General features: G+C 42.4%; 25 protein-coding genes and 4 pseudogenes. 13 read left to right on the top strand and 16 right to left on the bottom strand.

Annotation, left to right across the window (positions count from 1 at the left end; translation table 11 throughout):
* Window positions 1-59 precede the first annotated feature (59 nt).
* Window positions 60-1349, top strand: coding sequence for a glucose-1-phosphate adenylyltransferase (locus tag AC2VE5_RS07595; RefSeq protein ID WP_486887162.1), 1290 nt, complete (start codon window positions 60-62; stop codon window positions 1347-1349).
* Window positions 1350-1467: 118 nt separating this feature from the next.
* Complete coding sequence (locus tag AC2VE5_RS07590; RefSeq protein ID WP_486887161.1) at window positions 1468-3048, top strand: peptide ligase PGM1-related protein; 1581 nt, start codon at window positions 1468-1470, stop codon at window positions 3046-3048.
* A 2-nt stretch (window positions 3049-3050) separates the two neighbouring features.
* Here the strand turns inward: AC2VE5_RS07590 and ureA are convergent, their stop codons facing one another.
* From ureA to AC2VE5_RS07555, 7 genes and pseudogenes are all read right to left on the bottom strand, one after another.
* Complete coding sequence (gene ureA, locus AC2VE5_RS07585) at window positions 3051-3353, bottom strand: urease subunit gamma (RefSeq protein WP_486887160.1); 303 nt, start codon at window positions 3351-3353, stop codon at window positions 3051-3053.
* Between the two features lie 7 nt (window positions 3354-3360).
* The gene (locus tag AC2VE5_RS07580; protein WP_486887159.1) at window positions 3361-4191 is read right to left on the bottom strand and encodes an urease accessory protein UreD; all 831 of its coding nucleotides are present in this window, start codon (window positions 4189-4191) and stop codon (window positions 3361-3363) included.
* 51 nt (window positions 4192-4242) lie between these two features.
* Window positions 4243-4491 carry a DUF4926 domain-containing protein gene (locus AC2VE5_RS07575; RefSeq protein ID WP_486887158.1) on the bottom strand — a complete coding sequence of 83 codons (249 nt, stop codon included), beginning with the start codon at window positions 4489-4491 and terminating at the stop codon, window positions 4243-4245.
* Window positions 4492-4509: 18 nt separating this feature from the next.
* On the bottom strand, window positions 4510-4842 hold the full coding sequence (locus AC2VE5_RS07570) for a DUF6883 domain-containing protein (protein ID WP_486887157.1): 333 nt from the start codon (window positions 4840-4842) through the stop codon (window positions 4510-4512).
* Window positions 4843-4872: 30 nt separating this feature from the next.
* The gene (locus tag AC2VE5_RS07565) at window positions 4873-5082 is read right to left on the bottom strand and encodes a DUF6887 family protein (RefSeq protein WP_486887156.1); all 210 of its coding nucleotides are present in this window, start codon (window positions 5080-5082) and stop codon (window positions 4873-4875) included.
* Window positions 5079-5252 (bottom strand): DUF6888 family protein, encoded by a 174-nt coding sequence (locus AC2VE5_RS07560; RefSeq protein WP_486887204.1) that lies wholly within the window; start codon window positions 5250-5252, stop codon window positions 5079-5081. The genes AC2VE5_RS07565 and AC2VE5_RS07560 overlap by 4 nt, the downstream gene beginning before the upstream one ends.
* A gap of 92 nt (window positions 5253-5344) precedes the next feature.
* Window positions 5345-5998: pseudogene (locus AC2VE5_RS07555) on the bottom strand (peptidase M15).
* 113 nt (window positions 5999-6111) lie between these two features.
* On the opposite strand from AC2VE5_RS07555, the pseudogene AC2VE5_RS07550 reads away from it, so the two are divergent.
* Window positions 6112-6369, top strand: a pseudogene (locus AC2VE5_RS07550) (FAD-dependent oxidoreductase); the annotation flags it as partial.
* A gap of 4 nt (window positions 6370-6373) precedes the next feature.
* Here AC2VE5_RS07550 and AC2VE5_RS07545 read toward each other — a convergent pair.
* Window positions 6374-7871 (bottom strand): annotated as a pseudogene (locus AC2VE5_RS07545) (class I SAM-dependent DNA methyltransferase).
* A 168-nt stretch (window positions 7872-8039) separates the two neighbouring features.
* On the opposite strand from AC2VE5_RS07545, the gene AC2VE5_RS07540 reads away from it, so the two are divergent.
* Window positions 8040-8231 (top strand): hypothetical protein, encoded by a 192-nt coding sequence (locus tag AC2VE5_RS07540; RefSeq protein WP_486887155.1) that lies wholly within the window; start codon window positions 8040-8042, stop codon window positions 8229-8231.
* Between the two features lie 54 nt (window positions 8232-8285).
* Here AC2VE5_RS07540 and AC2VE5_RS07535 read toward each other — a convergent pair whose 3' ends face one another.
* Window positions 8286-8840 (bottom strand): PIN domain-containing protein, encoded by a 555-nt coding sequence (locus AC2VE5_RS07535; protein WP_486887154.1) that lies wholly within the window; start codon window positions 8838-8840, stop codon window positions 8286-8288.
* 39 nt (window positions 8841-8879) lie between these two features.
* Window positions 8880-9362 carry an excisionase family DNA-binding protein gene (locus AC2VE5_RS07530; RefSeq protein ID WP_486887153.1) on the bottom strand — a complete coding sequence of 161 codons (483 nt, stop codon included), beginning with the start codon at window positions 9360-9362 and terminating at the stop codon, window positions 8880-8882.
* Between the two features lie 178 nt (window positions 9363-9540).
* Between AC2VE5_RS07530 and AC2VE5_RS07525 the strand changes: the two genes are divergently transcribed.
* Window positions 9541-9777 carry a hypothetical protein gene (locus AC2VE5_RS07525; RefSeq protein ID WP_486887152.1) on the top strand — a complete coding sequence of 79 codons (237 nt, stop codon included), beginning with the start codon at window positions 9541-9543 and terminating at the stop codon, window positions 9775-9777.
* Window positions 9774-10130 (top strand): type II toxin-antitoxin system PemK/MazF family toxin, encoded by a 357-nt coding sequence (locus tag AC2VE5_RS07520; RefSeq protein ID WP_486887151.1) that lies wholly within the window; start codon window positions 9774-9776, stop codon window positions 10128-10130. Before AC2VE5_RS07525 ends, AC2VE5_RS07520 begins: the two co-directional genes overlap by 4 nt.
* A 38-nt stretch (window positions 10131-10168) precedes the next feature.
* On the opposite strand, the gene AC2VE5_RS07515 is transcribed toward AC2VE5_RS07520, so the two are convergent.
* Window positions 10169-11803 (bottom strand): restriction endonuclease subunit S, encoded by a 1635-nt coding sequence (locus AC2VE5_RS07515; RefSeq protein WP_486887150.1) that lies wholly within the window; start codon window positions 11801-11803, stop codon window positions 10169-10171.
* 2 nt (window positions 11804-11805) lie between these two features.
* Window positions 11806-14562: a type I restriction endonuclease subunit R gene (locus tag AC2VE5_RS07510; protein WP_486887149.1), complete on the bottom strand. Its 2757-nt coding sequence runs from the start codon at window positions 14560-14562 to the stop codon at window positions 11806-11808.
* 206 nt (window positions 14563-14768) lie between these two features.
* On the opposite strand from AC2VE5_RS07510, the gene crtD reads away from it, so the two are divergent.
* Window positions 14769-16280 carry a C-3',4' desaturase CrtD gene (gene crtD / locus AC2VE5_RS07505; protein WP_486887203.1) on the top strand — a complete coding sequence of 504 codons (1512 nt, stop codon included), beginning with the start codon at window positions 14769-14771 and terminating at the stop codon, window positions 16278-16280.
* A 44-nt stretch (window positions 16281-16324) separates the two neighbouring features.
* On the opposite strand, the gene AC2VE5_RS07500 is transcribed toward crtD, so the two are convergent.
* Window positions 16325-17377, bottom strand: a complete 1053-nt coding sequence (locus tag AC2VE5_RS07500) for a fatty acid desaturase (RefSeq protein WP_486887148.1) — start codon at window positions 17375-17377, stop codon at window positions 16325-16327.
* 161 nt (window positions 17378-17538) lie between these two features.
* Window positions 17539-18030 carry a GNAT family N-acetyltransferase gene (locus AC2VE5_RS07495; protein ID WP_486887147.1) on the bottom strand — a complete coding sequence of 164 codons (492 nt, stop codon included), beginning with the start codon at window positions 18028-18030 and terminating at the stop codon, window positions 17539-17541.
* A 28-nt stretch (window positions 18031-18058) separates the two neighbouring features.
* Here AC2VE5_RS07495 and AC2VE5_RS07490 point away from each other — a divergent pair, with 28 nt between their 5' ends.
* From AC2VE5_RS07490 to modB, 3 genes are read left to right on the top strand one after another with little or no spacing between them, the layout of a single operon-like run.
* Window positions 18059-18826: a class I SAM-dependent methyltransferase gene (locus AC2VE5_RS07490; RefSeq protein WP_486887146.1), complete on the top strand. Its 768-nt coding sequence runs from the start codon at window positions 18059-18061 to the stop codon at window positions 18824-18826.
* Window positions 18826-19599: a molybdate ABC transporter substrate-binding protein gene (modA, locus tag AC2VE5_RS07485; protein WP_486887145.1), complete on the top strand. Its 774-nt coding sequence runs from the start codon at window positions 18826-18828 to the stop codon at window positions 19597-19599. The genes AC2VE5_RS07490 and modA overlap by 1 nt, the downstream gene beginning before the upstream one ends.
* 26 nt (window positions 19600-19625) lie before the next feature.
* Window positions 19626-21419: a molybdate ABC transporter permease subunit gene (gene modB, locus AC2VE5_RS07480; protein WP_486887144.1), complete on the top strand. Its 1794-nt coding sequence runs from the start codon at window positions 19626-19628 to the stop codon at window positions 21417-21419.
* 16 nt (window positions 21420-21435) lie between these two features.
* On the opposite strand, the gene AC2VE5_RS07475 is transcribed toward modB, so the two are convergent.
* Window positions 21436-22305, bottom strand: a complete 870-nt coding sequence (locus AC2VE5_RS07475) for a tetratricopeptide repeat protein (protein ID WP_486887143.1) — start codon at window positions 22303-22305, stop codon at window positions 21436-21438.
* A 36-nt stretch (window positions 22306-22341) separates the two neighbouring features.
* On the opposite strand from AC2VE5_RS07475, the gene AC2VE5_RS07470 reads away from it, so the two are divergent.
* Complete coding sequence (locus AC2VE5_RS07470; RefSeq protein ID WP_486887142.1) at window positions 22342-23754, top strand: aspartate ammonia-lyase; 1413 nt, start codon at window positions 22342-22344, stop codon at window positions 23752-23754.
* Window positions 23755-23870: 116 nt separating this feature from the next.
* Window positions 23871-24113 carry a nitrate/nitrite transporter NrtS gene (nrtS, locus tag AC2VE5_RS07465; RefSeq protein WP_486887141.1) on the top strand — a complete coding sequence of 81 codons (243 nt, stop codon included), beginning with the start codon at window positions 23871-23873 and terminating at the stop codon, window positions 24111-24113.
* A 19-nt stretch (window positions 24114-24132) separates the two neighbouring features.
* Here the strand turns inward: nrtS and AC2VE5_RS07460 are convergent, their stop codons facing one another.
* On the bottom strand, window positions 24133-24963 hold the full coding sequence (locus AC2VE5_RS07460) for a dienelactone hydrolase family protein (RefSeq protein WP_486887140.1): 831 nt from the start codon (window positions 24961-24963) through the stop codon (window positions 24133-24135).
* Between the two features lie 113 nt (window positions 24964-25076).
* On the opposite strand from AC2VE5_RS07460, the pseudogene AC2VE5_RS07455 reads away from it, so the two are divergent.
* Window positions 25077-26243 (top strand): annotated as a pseudogene (locus tag AC2VE5_RS07455) (molybdopterin-dependent oxidoreductase); the annotation flags it as partial.
* Window positions 26244-26368 lie beyond the last annotated feature (125 nt).

The raw sequence follows: 26368 nt of genomic DNA, 5'->3' as shown, positions 1-26368 counted from the left end.
CTGCCCCGCACAGTCAGACACTAAACTTGGGAGTTGATTGGCAGTAGGAGAAGTTATTTGTGAAAAAAGTATTATCGATCATTTTAGGGGGCGGTGCAGGCACTCGGCTTTCCCCCCTCACCAAGCTCCGCGCCAAGCCCGCCGTACCGCTCGCAGGCAAATATCGCCTCATTGATATTCCTGTTAGTAATTGCATCAATTCCGAAATTTACAAAATCTACGTACTGACGCAATTTAACTCCGCTTCTCTCAATCGCCACATTGCTCGTGCTTATAGCTTTGCTGGCTTTACAGAGGGCTTTGTTGAAGTATTAGCCGCCCAGCAAACTCCAGAAAACCCTAATTGGTTTCAAGGTACAGCCGATGCGGTGCGTCAGTATATTTGGCTATTGGAGGAGTGGGATGTTGATGAATACCTGATTTTATCGGGAGATCATCTGTACCGCATGGATTACCGCTTATTTGTGCAACGCCACCGCGAAACGAAGGCTGATATTACCCTTTCCGTTGTGCCTATCTCTGAGCGTTTGGCTTCCGACTTTGGGTTAATGAAAATTGACGATGCTGGGCGAATAATAGACTTTAGCGAAAAGCCCAAGGGTGACGATTTGCGCCAAATGCAGGTCGATACAACAATTTTGGGCTTGACTAAAGAGCAAGCGCAGCAAAAACCCTATATCGCTTCTATGGGGATTTATGTCTTTAAAAAAGAAGTTTTAATCAACCTTTTGAAAGTATCTTTAACTCAAACCGATTTTGGCAAAGAGATTATTCCGGCGGCAGCAAAAGATCTTAACGTTCAAGCTTACTTGTTCAATGGCTACTGGGAAGATATCGGGACAATAGAGGCATTTTATGACGCTAATTTGGCGTTGACAAAGCAACCACACCCACCATTTAGCTTTTATGATGAGGAAGCCCCAATCTATACTCGTTCGCGTTATTTGCCCCCTAGCAAGCTGCTAGATTGCCAGGTGACGGAATCAATTATTGGGGAAGGGTGTATTTTAAAAAGCTGCCGAATTCAGCATTCAGTGCTAGGAGTGCGATCGCGCGTAGAAGAAGGTTGTACTATTGACGATTCTCTAATTATGGGAGCGGACTATTATCAACCTTTTGCCGAAGAACAATCTCAATGCGAAAGCACTCAAGTTCCGTTAGGGATTGGTTCAAATAGCACTATTCGCCGCGCCATAATTGACAAAAATGCGCGTATAGGCTGCGACGTACAGATAATTAATAAAGATCGCGTCGAAGAAGCTGAAAAAGAAAGTCAAGGTTTCTTTATTCGTAGTGGCATTGTAGTGGTGCTAAAAAATGCCGTAATTGCGGATGGTACAATTATCTAAGACTTAGGACTAGAGGGAATATCGCTCTAGTCCTATCAATCGTTCTCCAGATGTATGTTGCAAGCTCCAGCAACCGCAGTAGAATCGCACTATAGGCGATTGTGGCAGGGCTGAGGCGATGCAAATAGTAGATAGTTCTCTTTTATCAGAGCAAGAATTAAAGTTTCGCCAATTGCAGGCAAGTTTGCGCGAGTTCTGGGACACGGTAGAGGACTTTGATCGCAGCGATGGAGATATTTTAGTTATTCCTTCCCTTAGCTTAGATCGGCGGGAATTGCTAAAAATAGACGGAGTTCACCACTACGAAGAAAGACTGCTATTTTCTTTAATTCGCCTGCAAAACCCGCGCACGCGACTTATTTATGTTACGTCTCAACCCCTGCATCCGAGCGTAATTGATTACTACTTGCAGTTATTACCAGGGATACCTTTTTCTCATGCGCGCGATCGCTTATTATTGCTTTCTACTTACGATTCTTCCCATAAGCCCCTAACTCAAAAAATCTTAGAACGCCCCCGATTGATGGCGCGGCTGCGTCAGGCATTACGCCCCGGAAAGTCTTTTATGATTTGTTACAACTCCTCGTCTTGGGAGCGAGATTTATCTGTGCAAATTGGCGTACCGTTGTATGCGTCCGATCCCAGCTTGCAAATTTGGGGAACAAAAAGCGGTAGCAGACAAATCTTTGCTGAAAGTGGCATTCCTTACCCGGATGGCACTAACGAAAGCTTGTGGAATGTAGAGGAATTAGTTGCAGCCATTGGCGAACTATGGGAACGAAAGCCGCAGTTAAAACGCCTGGTAGTTAAACTCAATGAAGGAATTTCTGGGGAAGCTAATGCAATATTTGATTTAAGACCAATTCAAAATATTGCTTCCCCCCAAGAAAAGCAAGCAGCAATTAGACAACAGTTACAGCAAATGCGCTTTCAAGCCAAATCAGAGAATTGGGATAATTTTTCCGGGCGGATTCCTGAAATTGGCGCAATAGTTGAGGAATTTGTCGAAGGAGAAGAAAAGCGCAGTCCTAGCGTTCAAGGTAGAATTACCCCCAACGGGGAAGTAGAAATATTATCTACCCACGACCAAATTTTAGGCGGTCCCGACGGGCAAATTTATCTTGGTTGTCGCTTTCCCGCCGACATTGCTTACCGCTTGCGGATCCAAGATTTGGGCTTGAAAGTTGGCAGAGTTTTGGCAGAAAAAGGCGCATTAGAGCGATTTGGAGTTGATTTTATTGCCGTTCGCCAGCCAGGAATTGAGGGCGATAAGTGGGATATTCAGGCGATCGAAATCAATCTGCGTAAAGGCGGTACTACCCACCCATTTATGACCTTGAAGCTGTTGACTAACGGGCGTTACGACCTTTCGACAGGACTATTTTACAGTCAGCAGGGACGAGAAAAATATTACACGGCAACCGATAACCTGCAAAAAGAACGCTATAAGGGACTCTTACCCAACGATTTGATGGATATTATCGCCATTCATCGGCTGCATTTTGACTCTGGCACAGAAACGGGTATAGTTTTCCATTTAATGGGTTGCCTTTCGGAATTTGGCAAGCTTGGAGTTACAAGTATTGGCGATTCTCCCCAACAGGCGCAGGAAATTTATAACCGCTTAGTCAAAGTGCTAGATGAAGAAACGCGCAGCTTTAGCGAACCAGACTTGACTTTTAATCATAATTTTGTCTGAAACTACAAAATTGGATTGTGGACAGTAACTAATTTTGTTCCATCGGGAAAAGTTGCCTCTACCTGTACGTCGGCGATCATTTCTGGCACTCCTTCCATTACCTGATCGCGGGTGAGTAAAGTTGTGCCATAACTCATTAATTCTGCAACAGTACGCCCGTCTCTAGCGCCTTCTAAAATGGCTGCGGAAAGGTAAGCTACAGCTTCGGGATAATTCAGCTTTAAGCCTCTTTGCTTGCGTCTTTCAGCGACCAAAGCCGCCGTAAAAATTAGTAATTTGTCTTTTTCTTGGGGTGTAAGTTGCATAATTCCTTTATCGTTGCCAAACTCTGGGGAGGCAAATAGATCGTCCTAAAAATGACGATCGCAATAATTGCCAGACATCCGTAAACCAGTTTCGCACTTCTGTTGCCCTCGCTCCACGATAACGGCACAATAAGCCCGTTGGCAAGCGAGTTACTCCCCCTTGATTATTACTATGCTTGGGAAACAAAACCCTTACTTTCTCTACTATTTCCGGTTCTACCGCTTGCCCAATCCAAGCTAAACTACCCACAATTGGTAATCCTGCTAAACCATGAGGACTATCAATAATTTTTTCTCCGGCGGGTAGCCATTGCCTATCGATCCACAACGGTAGTCCTTGCTGCCAAACTTCTGTATGCGACTTCCAATCGCCATGTAAAAACCTCTCTCCCCTAGCTGTGCGCCCAAAGCGAGTAATTTCCCAACCCAGCCACTTAGCGCCCGGTGCTAACTCAACGTGCAAGTTTTGACGATATATTGCCCCATCAAATACAATCGTTTCTTGTGGCAACCATTCTAAGCAAGCATCCGTGTCTACTTGCATCTGCATACTTTGAATTGCTTGCAAGCCATTACTGCGATAAATTTTACTTGCCGTTGCGGTCGTAATCAAGGCTTGGGCGTGGGGTTGGAGGTGAAAAAATAGATTATTGCGATCGCCTCCAACAATTCCCCCCGCCGTATGCAGCACTACGCTATGACAAATCCCGTCTTCTGGATAAAAAGGACGCTGTACTTTTAGCGGCGCTTTCATTTGACTATGAATTATCTGAGTTTTCCCCTGATGCTGGGCATAAACTAAGTCAAGGCTGCCATGCCAGCTATTAGATTGGTTCACACTAAATTTAATTACCAACAATAATTGTTATGAAAGGCAAAATTAAACTGCCTATGCCGTAACCATTTCAGGTGTTGAATTAGGAGATGATGGCTCAAAACGCAACACCATAATTTGACCTAAGCGTAAACCAATTGATTCGTAGGTGCGTCCGTTGCGATCGCTAAATTCTACTTCAAAGGCAGCACCATTAGCCAATATTTCCACCACTGTACCAACCTGTCCGCGCCACAATTTATATTCGGGAAGATCTACTGTAAGTGCAACTATATCTAATAATTTGACTTCATTTGCTGTCATAATCTTGTACCTCAAGCGTTACAAAGGGTAGCAGGTAGTTAATTTAGGAATATCAGAGCCATCTTCGATCATCCAGCCACTACGAATAAATCCACTTCTATCTTGCCATTCAAGCCATAAATCTAAAGTGTAGCGTTGTCCAAATTCATCTTGTCGCCCTAACTTGGCTTCGTGAGTTTTGACAACTTCTAGAAGAATTTGGCGCAAGTCTTCAGCATCCTTAGCCGTCATCCCAAATACTCTAGAAAATAATAAAGCTTTGTGTTTTCCTTCCTCATGCTCAAGGTTCAGGCAATAATCGCGCAGCTTGCGAATATCAACTATTGCATTCTCGGCATTTGGAATTAGCATTAGAAAAACCAGTTATATTCAGTAATCACCTTACTTTAGTTTTAACTGTTCAACTTTCTGCTGGATTAATTTTTCAATTGCCTCAACTTCATTGGGTGATTGAGGTACAGCAAAGGTTTCTGAGGATGCGTTAGCTGTAAAGCGATCGACAAAGGCGTAAAATGCAGAGCGATCGCGCCGATGAGCAACTACATAAGCCCGGATTTCCACTTTAGTCATTGTAGTAAAGTTAGGCTTCATGGTAAGAATCTCCAACGACCATTACGATAAATTTCTATGTTATCGCCAGCCAAAATAAAAACATTACCCGTTCGTTCATCTAGACGGATAACGAAAATAGGCATAAAAGTATTCGTTAAGGATTGGCACAAAATAATCCAAATGATTCCTTGTTCGGCGGTTGGTAAAATCGTTTTGCCTCACAATCAAATAATTTTGCTTTAGATTATCAGACAACAATTAACAATAATGGAATTGTTAGGAATTAATAGCGTTTTCAATCTTACAATCCTTGGACAAATTCTTGATAAAATTCTGCATGAGAACCTGTAAAATTGCTCATCCCCTCTTTCGTCAAATACCCACTGTTTTTATTTGTGTGCGGATCTTTTATGTAGCTATAGATAGACTTAGGATGGTTTGGATTCTCATGCCAACTAATGTTAAAGGCTGCATACTTAGGGAAAAATGTTAAATCGGCATAACTAGGAATGCGATCGCAAATCCACCAGGCTAAAGCCGTCCAGTCTCCTGTTTTTTCGTATTAAGGAATAAACGAAGTGACAATAATGCAGGCTGTCGCGCCCATATAACCGTTTGTATCTCTAACATCCCAAATATGTTTGGCATAGTTTGATTCATTCTTTGCACAGTTGTATTGATTTTTGTTTTCTGCGCCTTTGCTTTGCTGTTTACTTCCCGCGAACGGTAAGCTGAACGAATACTGATATCTTCCTAGCTGCTGTTGGATTGGTTCTAATACTTTTTCGCACAAGTTTCTGCCAGATGCGATCGCTAATTCTGGATTTTCGGGCATATTACTTATGTTTTCTATTTGAGAAATTTCTGAATAAAGGAACTCCCGCATAAAAAAGCTTGGAGAAAGTTGAACTCGACCTAATTCTTCTAATGCTTTTACCGTTTGCGGAGTTTTCATAAAAATACCTTTGTATTTGCGGCGGTGCAATCCAAAGTTTAGATAGATAAGGACTTCTGACGCAAGCTTTGAATAATGTTAAGTTTTGTATAGTACGCTTTCATTATTCATCTATGCCTAGCCCAGCAAAAAGTAATAAATCCCGTGTAGTCGTTATTGGCGCGGGAATTGGCGGTTTAACGGCGGGGGCATTACTAGCACATCGCGGCTATGAAGTCATAGTTTTAGATCAAGCTATAGTCCCTGGTGGTTGTGCTTCTACCTTTAAACGCCAAGGATTTACCTTTGATATGGGTGCAACGCAAGTAGCTGGTTTGGAACCTGGGGGGATTCATCACCGCATATTTGCAGAATTAGAGATAGATTTACCTACAGTTAATTTGGAGATAGCAAGTTCCCATTCATATCTAAAGAAAGTGCGATCGCTCTGAAGTTATCTAAGGCAGCTTCTAGGTTTTCCACAATTTCGGCGGCGAGTAAATCGGGGTCTACAAGGCTATCGAGATCGGTGAGGCTTTGGTCTTTGAGCCAAAAGATATCGAGGCTAGTTTTGTCTCTAGCTATTAGCTCGTCGTAGGTAAACTTGCGCCATCTTCCTTCGGGGTTTGCTTCCGACCAAGTTTGCGTGCGCTCGTGGCGATTGGCGGGGTTATAGCAGTCAATAAAATCTTGCAAATCTTCCCGCTTCATAGGGTTGGCTTTCAAAGTAAAGTGGATATTGGTGCGAAAGTCGTAGTACCAAACTTCTTTTGTCCAAGGATCTTTAGCGGCGGGTTTGTTGTCAAAGAAGATAACGTTTGCTTTTACTCCCTGCTTGTAGAAGATACCTGTAGGTAGACGCAAGATGGTATGTAGGTCGATGCTTTCTAGAAGTTTTTTGCGTACCGTTTCCCCTGCACCGCCTTCAAATAGGACGTTATCAGGAACGACTACGGCGGCTTTTCCTGTAGTTTTCAAGATGGTATGGATATGCTGGACAAAGTTTAGTTGCTTGTTAGATGTCGTCGCCCAAAAATCTTGACGATTGTAGGTTAAGTCTTCGGTTTCTTGTTCCCCTTCTTGATTGGTAAACGTCATGCTGCTTTTTTTGCCAAAGGGGGGATTTGCCAGCACGTAATCAAATCGCTCTCCAGAATCGCCAATTAGTGCGTCTTGAGCGGAAATTGTACTGTCACCGCTAATATCGCCGATGTTGTGCAAAAACATATTCATCAAAGCAAGGCGGCGAGTATTGGCAACAATCTCGTTACCTGAAAAGGTACGGTGTTTGAGAAATTCTTTTTGCTCTTTGTCTAATTGGTGATTTTTGACTAAAAAGTCATAAGCTGCCAAAATAAAGCCCCCAGTACCGCAGGCGGGGTCTGCTAGGGTCTTTTTGGGTTCGGGGCGAATGCTACCATTGCCCAGATGAGGGCACGGGGGGTGAAGTATTGTCCTGCGCCGCTTTTGGTGTCTTCGGCGTTTTTCTCTAGCAGTCCTTCATAGATATCGCCTTTGACATCTGCGCCCATCATTACCCAACTTGCTTTATTGATGGTATCGATTAGGCTGTAGAGTTTGGCGGGGTCTTGAATTTTGTTTTGGGACTTGGTGAAGATTTGACCGAGCATTCCTGTCTGTTGTCCTAGTTCCCGCAAAATGCTGATGTAGTGGCTTCTAGTTCTGCGCCGCGCTTTGTTATCAGGCTTTCCCAATTATAGGTTTGGGGAATATTTACCGTGCGATTGTAAGGAGGTTTGCTGTACTCATCTGCCATTTTGAGAAACAAGAGATAGGTAAGCTGTTCGAGGTAATCGCCGTAGCCTACTCCATCATCTCGCAGGACATTACAGAAGCTCCAAACTTTAGAAACGATCGCGGCGGTGCTGGACATAGTAAGTTTTTCGTAGTGGTAGTTTTAGGGCGATCACGCGATCGCAAATACTGCAATAATGAACCTTGCTCATTTTAGAGATAAAATGCTACTACGCAAACAATCCTGACTGTGCACGAGTGAACTACTAACTATTTGTACACCATACGAGCTAATGGGAGAGTAAAAATGTGGAAGGATGAAGTTCTCGACGAAATTTACAAGATTCGAGAAGAACACACCAAATCTTTCAATTATGATTTACAGGCAATTTGTGAGGATTTGCGTAAAAGGCAGGCAGAAAGTGGAAGGCAGGTAATCTCAAAACCTCTCAAACAACATAGTCAGCAGCCCAACAAATCCCTGTACCCGACCACCTAAAGGGTTAGCTATTGGGCGTTTTAAAGCTTTCATGGGATCGCGCAAGGAGGTTAGCTAAAGGAATAATGGAGAAATAGTGCTAACAAACCTCGGTGCATGAAGGGAAATATCTTCTAGAACTTCCTGTACGCTCATAGGTGGATCGACCAAATCTTGTGCCTGTTCGGTTAAGATTTTTACCATGTACTTAGGACTCAAGTCAAAAAGATGGGTGAGAAAATCATCTGGTGTTTGAGCCTCAATCCCAAAAGGAGCTAACGCTGTGTCGGGAAAGTCTTTGATGTTGCTTGTGACAATTACTTGCGATCTGGACATCACAGCCACCGCCAGTACATGACGGTCTTTCTCATCGTTGGTCATACATGGGATTAACGTCTCAAATCCTCGGACAAAAACCTCTGCAAAAAACTCAGACATCACATCAATGAGTTCCTGAGCGTCTACAGAGCTAGTCATGTCCCTTTTGATAAGATTGCGTTTGACTTCTTCTAAAATCAGTTCGCTCCAGTGTAATCGATACATTCCTAGTTCAGCCGCTCGTAACAAAGTATCTCGCAAGGGAGCAGGGATAAGTACACACGCATCCAAAACTACTCCAAACGTTGACACAGGTAACTCCTCATGAATCCCATTAACTGTGTCTTGTCTTTATTCATGCTCTGCACTTTTGGACGACTTACCATATAGTCCCAGTTTTTGGCTTTTCTTTGTCAAGCGCGATAAACCCTCACGTCGGCTATGATCACGGCTCTCTTTGTAATCTATTAGATCGCCAAAACGGATACGACGATGCGTACCTACCAATGTGAAAGGGATAGCTCCTGCGGACAATAACTCAACTAAATACTGACGCGAAACATTCAGAATATCGGCGGCTTCTTGAGTTGTCAATTCCTTATGTACAGGAACAATCGTGACGCTATTTCCTTGCGCTAAGTCATGCACTAGCTGACGTAGAAGATGAAATACTGACTCAGGTAAATCGATCGCTTCACCTGCTGAACTTACAAGGCGAGGGAGGGAAGGCTTGTACTCATTATCTAGACGAGTAAAAAAGTCTTCTACCTTGGCTATATTTGGTCGCTCCTGCTCTGTAGCAGCGATTGGCTCACGAGCTAAAACCGATGGCATCTGTTTGTTCCTTAACTCTATGTTTTTCAGCGTAGCAAACTAAACGCTATAAACGCAACCATTTAGTTAGATACTGCATTCAGCTTTTTTCCCGATAATAGCTCTAAATCTCGCTGCAAACGGGCTTTTTTTTATTGATAAAATAGAATCTAGCTTAAAGTCCTTCTACCTCGCCGTTATGCCAATTAGTAATGAAGCTCTCAAGCAAGACCTCGATCAGCTTACAAAGAGGCAACTTCAGCAAGTAGCTGACTTTATTGCCTTCCTCAAATTTCGGGATAAACGCCGTCATGTTGTCCTAGATCCTGCTAGGTTGGCAACCCTTGCGACGGAGTTTGCAGAAGAAGACCATTTTCTTGCTGAAGCAGGAATGACTGATTATGCAGCAATACTGAATCACGAAGATCGGCAATGAGCGATCGCCAGTTTAAACGGGGGGAAGTTTGGTTAGCAAATCTCAATCCAACTCAGGGTTCTGAGCAAGCGGGTACTCGTCCTGTTATCGTGTTTCAAAATGAAATTGTTTCCCAGTTTTCCACAACAATTATTGCAATTCCCCTAACTACGAACCTACGCCGCGCCTCATTACCAATTTGTATAGTGATCGCCCAAGGAAATAGCGGGTTAGCTCAGGATTCCGTTGCACTATGTTTTCAGATGCGCGTGCTAGATAAAACTCGGTTAATTCAGAAGTTGGGACAACTCAATACTGAAACGATCGCTCAATTAGAAGAAGTAGTGTTGCTAACGCTAGGATACGAGTTTTGAAGGGAGCAGATAAATCGCTCTTTTTACATATCTCTAGCTTATTCAATCTTTCCATCAACAAAGATTTCAAGCTCTAGCTGTTTTCCATTTTTACCGTTCAGCTTTTCTTGTCTAATTCGTTCTATTAGTTGCTCTGCTGGCTCATCGTTGGGATCTTGGGGGACAAGTTTACCCTCAAATGCTTGTTTGAGAATGCTTTGACGCAAGGCTTCGGCTCTTTGCAGGTTTTCAGTAATAGTTGCTTCTAGGCGATCGCATATTGAAAGCCGAAACTCAATTTCTTGAACTATTTGATGTTGTTCGGCAAAGCTTGGCAAAGGAATCGGGAGGTTGTTAACTGTTGCCTTATTAATCTTGGGCATAGTTCCAGCCGTGCCAGTTGCTCGCTCTTTAAAGAAAGTTCGCGCTCGCTGACTATTTATCACTAGATGAAAGTAGTCTGTATTCAAACTCTCAGCAAACTGGATTTTCATCATCAGATCGGGATAGATGAACTCGCTAGAGTCTCCTTTGTATTTTGCCGCTATACCCACATATTCAATCGTATTACCTCGTTGAATTAAAACATCTCCCGGTTTTAGCCATAAGTAAGAATCGACAGCTATTTCCTCATCAATATATTTAAAGTATTGTCGATCAAATTTTCCTGATGTTGTAGCGCTTAAGCTAAGACTTTTTACACCTGTAGGGTAACTTACGGGCTTAGGTGAATATCCATTTCTAGGACTAAACATGGTCAGATTTCCCAGTTTTGCCCACATCCAGCTATCAGGCAACACAGATAGCGCTTCGATCTGGCTATCAGTAAAGTGAGATATACACTCGACCTTCCTCGGCTTCCCTGGCTTCTTCCCCTGTTTTCCATTCGCTTCCCAATCCTTAACCGCCTCGTTCCATTCTTGTAGCTGCTGGAGATCGCGTTTCTCTCGTTCTGCTTTAATCTGAACTAAAAGCTCCCCCGCACTTTTAAGCTCTCCCTGTTGCTTTTTTTCTTCACGCCACTTCGCTGTAAGTTTTCCCTCAAATGCCCATTTCAGAACGGCTTGGCGATAAATCTTCAGTTGTTGCTGAGTAGTTTTTAGGCTCTCAACTCCTTTGTCAAGGTCAGAAAATAATTCTTCGATTTTCTCAACGATACGATGTTGTTCAGAGAGTGGCGCAACTTTAATTTGTATATTTTTTAATTTTGATTGATTAATTGACGATTGATTAACTGCTCTTTGTGCAATCTTAATAAAGACACCGCTAACACGAAGATATTTTAGTTGATAATTTAAGTAGTCAGAATATATATATTCAGATGAGCGAAGTAATAGTAAATTCATTCCATGAATCAATACCTGGGGTTTACCTCTATAAATGGCAGTCTTTCCTAGATGTAAATCGCTGTTAATATGACTCAATAAAATATCTTGATACTCAATCGAATATTTTTCAACAAATTCTTCACTTGACTCGAAAATATATCTAACGCGGGACTCATCAACGATTTCATTTGAGATAGTCTCGATCCTTGTAATTGGAAAACCAACCTTCTCTTTGTATTGCGTTACATTTGCGCCATTAGAGAGTCTTGTTAGTAAATCTCCTAGCGAACAAAACGCCCACTGTTTAGGTAAGTTTTCTTTCCCACAAATAGAATTTAATTGTTCTGAATTAGAATCTATAGACATACTTACACCGCCAATGCCTCATTCATTTCCTGAACGATCGCATTCATATCATCCCCAAAAAGCTGATACATTTTCCCTAACCCACCTCTAGCATCAAAGGGTGCATAATCTAAGTCTTCTGGCTCAAGATGAAACGAACTAACAATATGCTCCTTAATCATCCTTAGCCACTCCATTTGTTCTTCGCTAAACTTCAATGCTCCCGCCTGTTTCTTAAATACCCACGCCTGAAAATTGCGATTTACGGTATTTTCATAGCTAGTCAAAGTAGCATCAATCCCCACCACACGCCGAATCAACGCCACCAACGCCGTTAACTCGTTAAGCGGATTTTTACCACTTACTTGCTCTATCTGCTCGTAGGCTTGCCATACTCGCAACGGCGCAAGCTGCGGCTTATTAAGAGTAATAGTTTCTAACAGTTCTCGAATCGTCTGATAACTAACCGTCCGTTGCTGGTAAGGCAGATTGTAAAAGATTTTCAGCGCTGTAATCTCATCCTTATTAGCCTCAATATACGTTGTAAAATCCCTTACCAGACTTTCCGCCTGCTCTAGTGCCTGCACATTCCAGCCTGCAAACTGCACCGCGTCTATATTCACTGTGTCAATAATCTGTTCGTGAACTTGCCGCACCTTATCCAAATAATCAATTATCTCTCCTGTAAACACCCGACTCGCCGAGCTAATCAACTCTTGCTGTACAGCCTCCATTTGCCCTTTGCTAGGAACTTCAACCCCCAAAAGCTGGTTGTCTTGCCGTGCCTTTTCAGTTATTTTGTCAACATCGTAGGCATTTAACAGAGATTTAGCAATTTCTCCCAAAGTCTGCCCATTAGTCAAACTACATAGCTTTTCCTGCTCTTGAGGAGTTATTTGTCTTTCCAAACGCACCAAACGCCCCGCTAAAGATGTAAAAGCATCCTCATCCTGTGCGCCCATCATAATCCCCATCATCAAGTCTTTAATCGCTACAGTGCGCTTGCGCTCCAAAGGGCGACTATCGGTCTTTAAAGACTTCGTAACCCCCACAGCATCGACAATTACAAAATGGGTTTTAGCTGAAGCAGCCGAAGGAGTAACCTTTTTTAGGTCATCTTGTCCCAAAGTCCGCGTCCCTCGTCCTTTCATTTGCTCAAAATAGTTACTCGCTTTCACATCTCGCATAAAAAGCAAGCATTCCAAAGGTTTAACATCTGTACCTGTGGCAATCATATCGACGGTTACAGCAATTCGGGGATAATAATCGTTGCGAAACTGTGCCAATACGGACTTAGGATCTTCTGCTTGATACGTTACCTTTTTGCAAAAAGCATTACCTTCGCCAAACTCCTCCCGGACAATTTGAATAATATCTTCAGCGTGACTGTCGGTTTTAGCAAAAATCAGCGTTTTAGGTACTTCTTCACGATGGGGGAAAATTTCGGGAAGTTTGTTTTTAAAGGTGCGGATAATATTGCGGATTTGGCTAGGATTAACTACATCTCTATCCAACTGCTTGCTAGAGTAGCTATAAGTTTCATCCAACTGTTCCCAGCGATGCTGACGAGTCATCTTATCTCGCTTATCTACAAACTCTTGAGCAACAATTTCGCTGCCTCGATTAGTAATTTCCGTCTCAATAGTATAAACGTCATAACCAACGTTCACGCCGTCGGTTACAGCATCCTCATGGGAATATTCGCTAACAATGTTCTCATTAAAAAAGCCAAAGGTGCGTTTATCTGGGGTTGCAGTTAAGCCAATCAAAAACCCATCAAAGTAATCAAGTACCTGTTTCCAAATGTTGTAAATAGAGCGGTGACACTCATCAATGACAATAAAATCAAAAAACTCAATAGCAATCCTGGGATTGTAAACTACAGGCATTGGCGCTTTAATCTGTACCAACTCGTTAGGATTTTCTTGTTCTGCTCTTTCATCCAACTCCTCACCTTTGAGAATCGAATACAAGCGTTGAATAGTGGTAATACACACCTGGCTATCGGTTGCTACATAACTTGATTTCAACCTTTGGACGTTGTACAACTCCGTAAACTTGCGATTATCATCATTGGGCGTATAACTCAAAAACTCCTGCTCGGCTTGCTCTCCCAGGTTTTTGGTATCAACTAAAAATAAAACCCGCTCCGCCTTAGCGTATTTAAGCAACCGATAAACAGCAGTAATTGCTGTAAAAGTTTTACCGCTTCCCGTCGCCATTTGAATCAAAGCACGGGGACGACTTGCTTTAAAAGATGTTTCTAGATTATTCACAGCGCGGACTTGACAATCTCGCAGCTTGTCAGGATTAAGAGCAGGAATATCGAGCAATCGCGTCCTTAAAGACGTTTCTTGCTTTAACCAAGAAAGGAATGTTTCGGGACGGTGGAAAGAAAAAACCGGACGGGAGCGGGGCTTAGGATCGCGTCTATCGGTAAAACGAATCAAAACTCCCGTACTTTCATAAACAAAAGGCAGAGGCTTGTTTTTGAGGTATTTGAGCTTACTTTCAGCGTATCCTCTTGACTGTTCCTCAACTACTGTCAGGCGATGCCCTTCTTCCTCGCGTTTAGCTTCTACAATTCCTATAGCTTGGCGATCTACAAATAGCACATAATCAGCAATTCCTGAATCGGTGGGATACTCCCGAATCGCAACGCCGACACTAGCCGCTAAATTAATCTTGTCCTTATCTTGAATACTCCAGCCTGACGCTCTCAAAAGCTTATCAATGAGATCGCGCGCTTGCTGTTCTGGGTTTTGATTAATCCATGTCATAAAAACTCTATTGATGACTCAAGCTTAGTATGCCCAGACTAGGCAAAATTAACACTAAAAAGTTTTGTCAAAAATAAAGCTGCTAAAAAAGGCAAAGTTACAGAAGCTATTTTTAATTGCTACCAGAGCTACCAGATGCGATCGCACTTTTCAGCGCTTTTCTAAAAAATGTTAAGTTTTATATAGTACGCTTTCATTATTCATCTATGCCTAGCCCAGCAAAAAGTAATAAATCTCGCATTGTCGTTATTGGGGCGGGAATTGGCGGTTTAACGGCGGGGGCATTACTGGCACATCGTGGCTATGAAGTCATAGTTTTAGATCAAGCTATAGTCCCTGGTGGCTGTGCTTCTACCTTTAAACGCCAAGGATTTACCTTTGATGTAGGTGCAACTCAAGTTGCAGGCTTAGAACCTGGTGGGATTCATCACCGCATATTTTCGGAATTAGAGATAGATTTACCCGCCGCTACACCCTGCGATCCGGCTTGCGCGGTATATTTACCAGGGGAAAGCGAACCAATTAATGTATGGAGAAGCCGCGAAAAGTGGCAAGAAGAACGCTTACGACAGTTTCCTGGTAGTCAAGACTTTTGGAAATTGTTAGAGGATTTATTTAAGGCTAGTTGGGCATTTCAAGGACGAGATCCGGTACTACCTCCCCGCAATTTGTGGGATTTGTGGCAGCTAACGCAGGCTGTACGCCCTGGAACCTTAATTACCTTACCCTATACCTTTTTCACCGTAGGAGATGCGCTACGAAACTGTGGGTTAGAACGCGATCGCCGTTTGCGGACTTTTCTCGATTTGCAACTCAAGCTTTATTCTCAAGTAGATGCGGAAGAAACACCACTACTGTACGCTGCAACAGCTTTGAACGTGTCGCAATTGCCCCAAGGATTGTTTCACTTGCAAGGTAGTATGCAGGTATTGAGCGACTTGTTAGTAAAAGCTTTAGAACGAGACGGCGGTAAGCTGTTGATGCGTCACACTGTCGAAAGTATTGAGGTAAAAGATGGTACTGCGGGGGTTGTAATTCGCAATCAAAAAAATGGTGAAGTTTGGACGCAAATCGCCGATGAAATAGTTGCTAATGTCACTGTGCAAAACTTGGTGCAGCTATTAGGCGAAAACGCTCCTCAAGGTTACACTCGCCGCGTAGAAAAACTCCCCCAAGCATCCGGGGCTTTTGTTGTGTACTTGGGTGTAAAACAAGAGGCAATTCCAGCAAATTGTCCGCCACATTTACAATTTCTCTATGATCGCGAAGGAATTATCGGCGAAAATAATTCTTTATTTGTCTCCGTCAGTCATCCTGGCGATGGACGCGCCCCCGATGGATTTGCCACAATTATCGCATCTTCCTTTGTCGATCCTCACCCTTGGTGGCGGGGCGATTACGAGGCAATGAAGCAAGAATATACTGAAAGTGCGATCGCACATTTAGCGCAATTTTTCTACCTCACTCCAGAAACAATTAAGCATCAAGAAGCTGCAACCCCTCGCACTTTTGCGCGCTATACCGCCCGTGACTTAGGCATTGTGGGTGGAATTGGGCAAAGAGTACCGACTTTTGGTCCTTTTGGTTTTGCTAACCGCACCCCGATTAAGCATTTGTGGTTAGTTGGTGACTCTACCCATCCTGGTGAAGGAACCGCCGGAGTTAGTTATTCGGCTTTGACAGTAGTTAGACAAATTGAAAACTTAAATAGTAGATAGAGACGTATTATTAACGCCTCTATCACCTAAAACTCTACCTAAGTTTATCGCTTAGATTGCTGATATTGGGAGAAAGATTGATAGCATTCTTCCTCGTCGTAAAGATGACATTTATCTGTAACGTCCTTAATCAACGCCCAGGAAAATTTGCACTCATCATGCAGATACGCCGCCCAATTTTCTTGGATACTGCGATAAGCTAACCGCAAATTGTAAGACGGAATCGCTGTAGAAATATGATGGGGTACGTGGACGTTGATATCGTGACAGAGAAATTCTACCCAACGTGGATAGTTACAGTGGATAGTACCTGATAATTGCGCGATCGCAACTTGCCATTTACTATCTTCTACAAATGGGACATCCGATGCTGTGTGGTGAAAATAAGTAAAGGTACTCATCCAGAAATGGTATACCAGCCAAGGCATTAACCAAAATTTGACAAAACCCCAGATTCCTGTAGTGGCAATTAGTAGTGGAAAAGCGATCGCCGCAAAAACAACTACGACGGTAACTGATAGCTTAATATACGAGCGTTCTTTGGGCTGATATTTGGACAAATCAAAGTGCGTTACCGCCCAATGTGCAATAGAACCTACCCACCAAAAACGATTTTTGGCGAATCCCTGAAACACCGACTGTCTAAAACTTCCCCAATCTTCGTATTTTTCGGGGGTAATTGGTCGCCAAGCATTATCTTGTTCGAGGTGATTGGTGTAAGCATGGTGATGATTATGCTTAATTCTCCAGCCGTGAAAAGGGTAGATTAACGGCATCATAAATATATGCCCTACCAAATCGTTTACCCAACGGCGTTTTGCAAAAGAACGATGTCCGCAGTCGTGAGCAATTACAAAAAATCCTGTTAGCCCTGTACCCGTAAAAACCCATAATAAAGGCAAGAAGTACCAGGGAGCAAAAGCAAGTCCTACATAGCCCAAGCCAACCATAAACACGTTTGCGATCGCTCTAGACCAAGCTTTGGCGCGATTTTGCTGGAAACACTCTTTTGGTAAGGTTTTGATTATATCTTTGAGAGTAAGATCTGACTTAGAAGCAGATGGTATTGTCTGAAAATTGATTTCTGATGTAGTCATGAATACCTAAAAAACACCTTAAGCAAGTCCCTTGCTAATAAAATTGGCTGTAGCAGAAGCTTCTTGAAGTGGAACCACCACAAGTTAAAGCTGGGGAGTGTCAGTCCCAATCAGCAATTAAAACGGGTAATTAGTTTAAAAAGAACTTCTATTAAGTTATTTTAAGTTATTTTACGACCCATAATTAATAAATCGCGCTCAATTGCGTCCAACTTAGCGACTTGAGGCAAATGTCCCCAAGTTTGAAAGCCAAATAGCTCAAATAATTTTACGCTAGGCTGATTGTGAGCAAAAATAAAACCTAAAAGAGTGTTTAAGCTTAAGCTAGGACTAAGAGAAATCGCCCTAGTAAGCAGCTTGTACGCCACGCGCTGGCGTTGGTAGGTGGGGGAGACGTAGATACTAATTTCTGCTGTTGCTTGATAGGCTGGTCGTCCGTAAAACGATTGAAAACTCAACCATCCCAGGATAACTTGCTTTGTTTCCATTACTAAGATTGGGCGGCTAGTAGAGGAATGCTGGTAAAACCAATCAAGGCGACTTTCCACCGATACGGGATTGAGATCGGCCGTTGCTAGACGGCTAGGAATAGAAGCATTATAGATACTAACGATCGCACTCAAATCGGCTGCCACCGCATTTCTGATATACATAACTTAGGTTTATACCTTAAGAACCCTTATGAATAGTAATGCCCAACAATGGAATGCCAACTTATACGATAGTAAGCACAAATTTGTCTCCTCGCTGGCTACAGATTTGGTAGAATTATTATTGCCAAAAGCAGGAGAGCGCATACTAGATATTGGTTGCGGTACAGGGCATCTGACTCAAGACATTGCAAATTATGGCTCAGAAGTTTTAGGGATTGACAGTGCGGAAACAATGATTTTGCGATCGCGTCAAAATTACCCTAACTTGCAATTTGCAGTCATGGACGCAGCAGAACTAGAATTTATTGAAGAATTTGATGCAGTTTTTTCTAATGCCGTGCTGCACTGGATCAAACAGCCAGAAAAAGTTATTACAGGTGTTTGGAAGTCGCTTAAACCCGGTGGGCGTTTTGTTGCAGAATTTGGCGGTAAGGGAAATATTAATTTAATTCAAACGGCGCTAAATCGGGCAATTGAGCAAGAAAATTCTGCCCTTGAAGAACTGGTAAACCCTAATTACTTTCCGAGTATTGCGGAATATGGCAGTTTATTAGAAAAGCAAGGTTTTGAGTTGACTTTTGCGACATTATTTGATCGTCCTACTCCTTTAGATGGGGAAGCAGGAATAGTTAATTGGCTCAAAATGTTTAGAAATAGTACATTAGCTGCTTTTTCTGAAGATGCGCAAACAAGAATTTTGGCTAATGTCGAAGAACAGTTGCGCCCAACACTATATAAAAATGGTACGTGGTTTGCAGATTATCGCCGTTTGCGAATAGTTGCAGTTAAAGACTAATGGGGCAAAAATTAATTTTATACTTAAGTGCGATCACATTACTCTCTATTTTACTGATAAGCTGCGCTCAAACCTCTCCACAACCTACTTTGACTGTATCGGCGGCGGCTAGTCTGCGAAATGTAATGGAAGAAATACAACAAGACTATGCCCAATTGCAGCCAGGGGTAAAAATTATCTATAATTTCGGCGCTTCGGGGGCTTTACAGCAACAAATTGAGCAAGGAGCGAATGTAGATGTATTTATTTCTGCTGCTAGTAAACAAATGGATGCTTTGCAGAGCAAAAACTTATTGCTTGCAGATACTCGAAAAAATCTGTTTGGCAATCAAATTGTATTGATTGTACCGAAGAAGGCTGAGAATATTTCTAGCTTTGCAGATTTAACAGGCGATCGCATTATAAAAATTGCTTTGGGCGAACCTAATAGCGTCCCGGCGGGAAAGTATGCTCAAGAAGTTCTAAATTATTTCAAAATCTTTGATGCTACCAAATCAAAGTTTATTTTTGCTAAAGATGTTCGTCAAGTTTTAAGTTATGTAGAAACAGCAAATGTTGATGCAGGTATTGTTTACGCTACTGATGCCAAGCTATCAAAATCAGTGAAAATCATCGCAACGGCTCCACTAAAATCTCATTCTCCAGTAGTATATCCTGTCGCAATTATTCAAAGCAGTAAAAATATTACTCAAGCTAAAAATTTTATAGGTTTTTTGGCAAGTCAAAAAGCTAATGATACTTATAAAAGATATGGTTTTACAAAAGCTTATTAAACTCGCGTAGTTAACATTTATATTTAATGAATTTAGATTTATCTCCCCTTTGGATATCTCTTAAAACTACTTTTGCAGCTACAGGGATTACATTTTTCTTAGGAATTGCTGCGGCACAGTGGATATTTAACTATCGAGGCAAAGGTAAAAATTTAATAGATGGCTTATTTACGCTTCCGCTAGTTTTACCGCCTACAGTAGTCGGTTTTTTCTTACTATTATTACTAGGTAAAAATGGTTTGGGGCAACTACTGCAACCATTAGGAATTACAGTAATTTTTACTTGGTATGCAACAGTAATTGCCGCTATTATAGTTTCTTTTCCGTTGATGTACAAAACAGCATTAGGAACATTTAAACAAATAGACGCAAATTTGCTTGCAGCCGCACGGACATTAGGCGCATCAGAGTGGCGGGTTTTTTGGCAAGTTACTTTACCCTTAAGTCAGTCAGGAGTTATTGCTGGAATTATACTAACTTTTGCTCGTGCTTTGGGCGAATTTGGGGCAACTTTGATGCTAGCGGGTAATATTCCTGGAGAAACTCAAACTGTTCCCATTGCAATATTTTTTGCGGCGGAAGGTGGAGAAATAGATAGCGCTTTGATTTGGGTTGTGGTAATTGTCGCCATCTCTTTTGCTGCAACATTTGGATTGAATTATTGGGCAGATTTGCCGCAGTTAAAATTAACTTCTTCTCAGCATCATGAAGGAAACTATTTAACTCCTCCTATTGTTGCTTTTAAGGAGAGTAAAAATAATTTGCTAGTAAATATCCAAAAATCTTTGCCTAATTATACTTTGATAACTAACTTTACTGCTGACAACTATCCCCTCGGATTATTGGGAGCTTCAGGAGCAGGTAAAAGTATGATTTTGCGCTGCATTGCGGGATTAGAAAAACCTAACAGTGGCTGCATTATTCTCAATGGACGAGTGCTATTTGACGAGCAAAAACAAATTAACTTACCTGTACGCGATCGCCATATTGGTTTTGTCTTTCAAAATTATGCCTTGTTTCCCCACCTAAGTGTTGCTCAAAACATTGCTTTTGGATTGCAAAACTTGTCACCCCCAAACCGAAATCGGCGCGTAAACGAGCTAATTACCCTCATGCACCTGCAAGGACTGCAAAACCGCTATTCAAAGAACTTATCGGGCGGACAACAGCAGCGAGTAGCCTTAGCGAGGGCCTTAGCAGTGCAACCAGAGGTACTTTTACTAGATGAGCCATTTTCTGCTCTAGATACTCACCTCCGCAGCCAGCTAGAAAAACAGCTAATTGCAATTGTCAGCAACTACCAAGGTGTAACGCTATTTGTTACCCACAACTTAGAAGAAGCTTATCGAGTTTGTAAAAATCTTTTGGTACTGTCTGGAGGCAAAACCGAGGCTTACGGAACTAAAGAAAGCATTTTTGAGCGTCCCCGAACATTTACAACGGCTCAAATCACTGGATGTAAAAATTTCTCCCGCGCTCAAATTATTTCACCCCAAAAAGTTCGAGCCATAGATTGGGATTGTACTTTGCACGTTACAGAATCTATTTCAAACCAACTCCAACATATCGGTATTCGCGCCCATCAACTAATTTTTAGAGATGCCCCAAAGGAAAATACTTTCCCTTGCTGGGTTGTGCAAACTAGCGAAACACCCCATCGCATGACAATTTATCTCAAATTACACAAGCCACCCACTCAAATTAACGATTACCATCTGCAAGCAGAAGTTTTCAAAGAAAAGTGGGCGGTGTTAAAAGATCGTCCTTTTCCTTGGCTTGTGCAACTAGATCCCGTGCGACTATTTTTGATGGATAGCTAAATTCATGAAGCATTTTTCAAGTTTCTAACTGTTGTTGCGCCTGAATTGCGATCGCTTTATTGTGGCTAATTTCCGCTTCTTCTTGTCGCCCAATTTGTTCTAAGGCTACGCCTCGGTTAAACCATCCCCAATAGTCATTGGGTGTCAACTCTAGCACTCGATCAAAAGCGGCGATCGCTTCTTCGTAACGTTCCATTTTTCCCAAACTCAATCCTAAGTTGTACCAAGTTTGATTGCACTCTGGTTGAATATCTAACGCCCGATAAAAACTAGCTAAGGCTTTCTCATGCTTTCCCCAATCACTTAAAATCAAGCCCCGGTGATACCAAGCAAGAAAGCCATCGGGTCTAAACTCAATCGAGCGATCAAAGCTATTTAAAGCTTCGTCGGTACGCTGCAATTGTTTTAAAGCCGTACCTCGGTTGTACCACGCCCAATAAGCATTGCTTTGTAGTTGCAAAACGCGATCGAAACTGGCAATCGCTTTTTCAAAAGCGCCGTAGTCGCTCCAGGTAATGCCTCGATTGTGCCATACTGTCGCACCATCGGGGTTAAACTCCAAAGCCCGATCGAAGCTATTAATTGCCTCAATGTAGCGCCCCAACTTACCTAGGGCAATGCCACGATTGTGCCACAACCAGTAAGCATCAGGGCGAATCAGTAGCGCTCGGTCAAAAGAAGCGATCGCATCCTCATGTCGTCCTAAACTACCCAAAGCAAAACCTCTTTGGGACAAAGCCTCGCTATAATCTGGTTTATATCTCAAAGCGCGAGTAAAACAAGAAATCGCGGCTTCGTATTTTTCTGCCTTGACTTGGTGTACTCCTTGGTGAAATAAAAATTCTGCTTCTAAACTGGGGATTCTCATCATAATATTTGGCATCATACCTAAGACTGATTTTATATTTAAAGTTCCCAAAAAATGACTAAGATCGATCATCAAAGTATTGAGTTTCGTGTCGAACGCGATTCAATGGGCGAACGGCAAATTCCAAGCAGTGCCTACTACGGCATCCAGACTTTACGAGCAATAGAGAATTTTCCGATTAGTGGAATTAAGCCTTTACCCACTTATATAGATGCTTGCGTGACGATTAAAAAAGCTACAGCCCTTGTAAATGGAGAACTTGGCTGCATCGATCGAGATATTGCTGAGGCAATTGTCAAGGCGGCAGATGAAGTAATTGCAGGCAATTGGCGCGATCAATTTGTAGTAGATATTTACCAAGCTGGGGCGGGTACTTCGCACCACATGAATATAAATGAAGTATTAAGTAATCGCGCCTTAGAGATTTTGGGAGATGAAAAGGGCAACTATCAAAAAGTCAGCCCCAACGATCATGTAAATTACGGACAGTCTACTAATGATGTAATTCCAACAGCAATTCGGATTGGTGGGTTGTTGGCACTAAAGCGTAGTTTGTATCCAGCCTTAGATAAAGCAATTTCAGCCTTGAATGTTAAAGCTGAAGAATTTAAGGGTATTGTCAAATCGGGCAGAACTCACTTACAAGATGCGGTTCCCGTAAGACTGGGCGAAAGTTTCCGCGCATGGGCGCAAATTCTCAGAGAACACAAAACCCGCCTAGAACTAGCGCAGACAGATTTAACTCGGCTAGGATTGGGAGGCAGTGCAGCAGGTACAGGGCTAAATACCCATCCTGACTATAAAATGCGCGTTGCTCAAGTATTGTCTGAGTTACTAAACCAGCCTTTACAGAGTGCGCCCCATATGATGGCTGCAATGCAAAGTATGGCTCCTTTTGTCAACGTTTCGGGAGCAATTCGTAACTTAGCTCAAGATTTGGTCAAAGTTTCTCACGATTTGCGGTTGATGGATTCAGGACCAAAAACGGGGTTAAAAGAAATTCAATTGCCACCCGTACAACCAGGTTCGTCAATTATGCCAGGAAAATATAACCCTGTAATGGCAGAAATGACAGCAATGGTATGTTTTCAGGTGATGGGCTACGACAATGCAATTACTTTCGCTGCCCAAGCAGGGCAACTAGAATTAAACGTGATGATGCCCTTAATTGCTTACGACTTAATTCACTCCATTGAAATATTGGGAAATACAATTGCAGCGCTAACTGATAGTTGTATTGTCGGAATTACCGCCAATCGAAGTCGCTGTCAAAGCTATGCTGAAGGTAGTCTTGCCTTAGTTACGGCTTTAAATCCTCATATTGGCTATCTAAACGCCGCCGCCGTAGCAAAGGAATCTCTAGAAACAGGTAAATCTTTGCGGCAAATTGTTAAAGAAAGGGAGTTGATGACGGAAGAACAATTAGCCCAAGTATTAAATTTAGAACAAATGAGCGCTATGCCATAGTTTGTTACTTAAAAAGCCAAAGAGATTGCCATTTTAGAATTTATGTAATTTGTGTAACAACTACGGTACTCAATCGTCTGATTTACTTAATGTAGAATCTGAGGTTTATTGAGATCATGATTGGTTTTAAAGGGTATATTCTCAGTCTGGTAAATCCACGATTTATCCTAACAGGCGTAAAAACAGCGCTATTTGTCGGTTCTCTACTCTTTTTAGTCAATCACGGACTTGCCTTTGTACGTGGAGAAATGACTAGCGATCGCTGGATTTCTGTAGTTTTGAGTTACATAATGCCTTATTTAGTCAACGTGCATGGTCAATATAGCTCCCGGCGCAAACTGATTGCAGATAAGTCTTAATTTTAAGAACAAGACAATTTTAAACCCCGTACTGCTTAAACCAGGCTTGGAGGCGTTGCCAGCCAAGTCTTGCTTCTTTCTGGCGGTAGGAGGGGCGATAATCAGCAAAGAAGGCGTGGGGCGCATCAGGATAAACAATAATTTGCGACCTACTACTGCTAGTTTTTAATCCTGCACGCATTTGCTCTACCGTTTCTAGGGGAATGCCTGTATCTTTGCCGCCGTATAGTCCCAGTACAGGGACTTTTAAGCTAGGCGCAATATCGACAGGATGATTTGGAGTCAAATTAGTTTTATTCCCCACCAATCTCCCGTACCATGCCACACCAGCCTTAACTTGGGGATTGTGGGCGGCGTACAGCCAAGTAATACGACCGCCCCAACAAAAGCCTGTAATTCCTAATCGTTCACCATTACCTTTTGCAGACTTTATAGCCCAATTTACCGTTGCATCCAAATCCGACAAAACTTGAGCGTCGGGTACTTTAGCAACTACTTTGCGGATTTTGTCAACGCTATTTAACTGCAAAACATCGCCTTGACGGACAAATAATTGCGGCGCGATCGCACTGTATCCAAGTTTAGCAAAGCGACGGCAGACATCTTGTATATGTTCGTGTACGCCAAAAATCTCTTGAATTACTAAGACTACTGGGAAATTTGCACCCGTGCTAGGCATTGCTCGATAAGCCGGAATTTCGCCATCTTTGACCGGAATTTTTACCATCCCAGCAACCAATCCTTTTGAATCCGTAGTAATAACTTTGGCAGAAATAGGTTGTACGGCTAAAGCAAAACCTGTTGCTATCGTGGCAGTAGTAATAAAAGTGCGGCGTGTTACTTTTTTCATGATTTAGGGAAAATAATTTTATTAGGAAATATTCAAAACAGTTTTTAGTTACGGCGCTTGGGCGATCGCCTAAAATTACGATTAGTTCAAGTCTCTAGGAGAAAACAAGCGGTATGGATGTAGATAAAACACCTGGTAATCAATCTAATCCACTCCTAGAAGATAAAAATGATGCAACTCCTAATATTGGCGGTGGTTTACCAATAATTGAATATTGGGCAAAGCATACGCTGCCACCGGAAGGAACAAAACTGTGGAAAACCTTACTCCATAAAAGCGCTTGCTTGTCTTGCGCGTGGGGGACGGGCGGTCAAAAAGGCGGCTTTACCAATGAAAATGGTGAAAAACTCCAGCGCTGTATGAAAAGTGTAGAGGCAATCTCTGCAGAAATTAAACCGCCCGTCCCTGCTTCTATTTTCACAGACAATACCATCGAACAGTTGCAAAAGCTGACTTCGCAGCAAGCTGATAGATTGGGAAGATTTAGCTTTCCGATGATTTTGCGCGAGGGACAATCTCATTACGATCGCATTTCTTGGCAAGAAATCTATAATATCGCTATCGACGCTTTTCAACAGCCACCAGAAAGAGTAACGTCTTATAGTTCGGGACGATCTTCTAATGAAGCGGCGTATTTGCTGCAATTGATGATGCGGGTGCTTGGTTCCAATAACTTGGCAGATTGTTCGGATTTGTGTCACGCGCCTTCAACTACTCGACTCAAACAAATGTTTGGTTCTGGTACTTCTATGGTGAGTCTAGAAAACTTAGAAAAGTCTGATTGTTTAGTCTTAACTGGTTCCAACCCCGCCTATAACAATCCGCGTTTGATGAACGAGCTAATTAAGTTGCGCGATCGCGGTGGTAAAGTAATTGTCATTAATCCCCTTGTTGAAATTGGTTTAGTTAAGTTTGGTTCCCCAGCTTTTCCTCTAAAGTAGTTGATTACAGGCTCAGATATAGCAAATTTCTACTTACAGCCACTTCCTGGTAGCGATGTTGCTTTATTTGTCGGTATCCAGAAATATATTATCGAGCAAGGCTTAGTTCAAAGTAATTACTTGCAAGCTCATACTGAAGGCTGGGAAGCAGTAATTGAAAGCGCTATTTCTACCAGTTGGGAAACTATTACTACTACTTGTGGCGTAGCTAGAAGCGAGATTGAAGCCGCCGCCAAATTAATTACAAGTTCTCAGGCTGTAGTCTTTGGTTGGGCAATGGGGGTTACTCACCAAGCAAATGGTGTAGATAATGTATTTAGTATTGCTAATACTGCCTTACAGCAGTTCCTGATTGAATATAATACAGTTAAAGAGTAAACTTGAACGGAAACTAAATGAAAGCGTACTCTGTAGACCTGCGCCAAAAAGTCATTGATGCCGATAACCAGCGAGAGGGGTCACAG

It is taken from the genome of Aliterella sp. E5.1 (assembly GCF_057473825.1).
This window is presented reverse-complemented; position numbering and strand designations above follow the sequence as displayed.

Excerpts from the sequence above, each read along its gene's own strand:
- AC2VE5_RS07590 (WP_486887161.1), top strand. The coding sequence starts at position 1,468 with ATGCAAATAGTAGATAGTTCTCTTTTATCAGAGCAAGAATTAAAGTTT.
- AC2VE5_RS07470 (WP_486887142.1), top strand. The coding sequence starts at position 22,342 with ATGACTAAGATCGATCATCAAAGTATTGAGTTTCGTGTCGAACGCGAT.
- AC2VE5_RS07460 (WP_486887140.1), bottom strand. The coding sequence starts at position 24,963 with ATGAAAAAAGTAACACGCCGCACTTTTATTACTACTGCCACGATAGCA.
- AC2VE5_RS07495 (WP_486887147.1), bottom strand. The coding sequence starts at position 18,030 with ATGTATATCAGAAATGCGGTGGCAGCCGATTTGAGTGCGATCGTTAGT.
- AC2VE5_RS07520 (WP_486887151.1), top strand. The coding sequence starts at position 9,774 with ATGAGCGATCGCCAGTTTAAACGGGGGGAAGTTTGGTTAGCAAATCTC.
- AC2VE5_RS07575 (WP_486887158.1), bottom strand. The coding sequence starts at position 4,491 with ATGACAGCAAATGAAGTCAAATTATTAGATATAGTTGCACTTACAGTA.
- AC2VE5_RS07475 (WP_486887143.1), bottom strand. The coding sequence starts at position 22,305 with ATGATGCCAAATATTATGATGAGAATCCCCAGTTTAGAAGCAGAATTT.
- nrtS (WP_486887141.1), top strand. The coding sequence starts at position 23,871 with ATGATTGGTTTTAAAGGGTATATTCTCAGTCTGGTAAATCCACGATTT.
- AC2VE5_RS07565 (WP_486887156.1), bottom strand. The coding sequence starts at position 5,082 with ATGAAGCCTAACTTTACTACAATGACTAAAGTGGAAATCCGGGCTTAT.
- modB (WP_486887144.1), top strand. The coding sequence starts at position 19,626 with ATGAATTTAGATTTATCTCCCCTTTGGATATCTCTTAAAACTACTTTT.
- AC2VE5_RS07515 (WP_486887150.1), bottom strand. The coding sequence starts at position 11,803 with ATGTCTATAGATTCTAATTCAGAACAATTAAATTCTATTTGTGGGAAA.
- AC2VE5_RS07490 (WP_486887146.1), top strand. The coding sequence starts at position 18,059 with ATGAATAGTAATGCCCAACAATGGAATGCCAACTTATACGATAGTAAG.
- crtD (WP_486887203.1), top strand. The coding sequence starts at position 14,769 with ATGCCTAGCCCAGCAAAAAGTAATAAATCTCGCATTGTCGTTATTGGG.
- AC2VE5_RS07530 (WP_486887153.1), bottom strand. The coding sequence starts at position 9,362 with ATGCCATCGGTTTTAGCTCGTGAGCCAATCGCTGCTACAGAGCAGGAG.
- AC2VE5_RS07525 (WP_486887152.1), top strand. The coding sequence starts at position 9,541 with ATGCCAATTAGTAATGAAGCTCTCAAGCAAGACCTCGATCAGCTTACA.
- AC2VE5_RS07500 (WP_486887148.1), bottom strand. The coding sequence starts at position 17,377 with ATGACTACATCAGAAATCAATTTTCAGACAATACCATCTGCTTCTAAG.
- modA (WP_486887145.1), top strand. The coding sequence starts at position 18,826 with ATGGGGCAAAAATTAATTTTATACTTAAGTGCGATCACATTACTCTCT.
- AC2VE5_RS07510 (WP_486887149.1), bottom strand. The coding sequence starts at position 14,562 with ATGACATGGATTAATCAAAACCCAGAACAGCAAGCGCGCGATCTCATT.
- ureA (WP_486887160.1), bottom strand. The coding sequence starts at position 3,353 with ATGCAACTTACACCCCAAGAAAAAGACAAATTACTAATTTTTACGGCG.
- AC2VE5_RS07570 (WP_486887157.1), bottom strand. The coding sequence starts at position 4,842 with ATGCTAATTCCAAATGCCGAGAATGCAATAGTTGATATTCGCAAGCTG.
- AC2VE5_RS07540 (WP_486887155.1), top strand. The coding sequence starts at position 8,040 with ATGTGGAAGGATGAAGTTCTCGACGAAATTTACAAGATTCGAGAAGAA.